At 78.0% G+C, this 327-nt stretch carries 1 protein-coding gene; it reads left to right on the forward strand.

All coding sequences use genetic code 11. The features are described 5' to 3' along the window. The coding region (locus GTW08_RS05715; RefSeq protein WP_161151517.1) for an ATP-binding protein at positions 1-327 on the forward strand (327 nt) is incomplete at both ends.

Below are 327 nucleotides of genomic sequence, written 5' to 3' on the forward strand. Positions count from 1 at the left end.
TTCGACCCGCTCCTCGCCGCCGCGGGCGCGGACGCCCGCACCCGGTGGCTGGCGGCGTCCGGCGGGAGGCTGCCCGCGGCGCTCGCGGCGGAACCGCTCGACCCGGCGGAGACCCACGAGGAGCAGGACCGGGTGCGCGAGCTGCAGGCGCTGTTGGCGACCGTGGGCGCCGAACGGCCGGTCCTGGTGCTGGTCGACGATCTCCAGTGGGCGGACACGGCGTCGCTGCGGTGGCTGAACCGGCTCGTCGCGCGGATCCCGGACCTGCCCGTGTCCTTCGTCGGCACCACCCTGCACGGCGACCCGGGCGCCGGGCGGCCGCCGGTA

Source organism: Pseudonocardia sp. SID8383 (genome assembly GCF_009864975.1).
In the GTDB taxonomy this organism is placed as follows: Bacteria; Actinomycetota; Actinomycetes; order Mycobacteriales; family Pseudonocardiaceae; genus Pseudonocardia; species Pseudonocardia alni.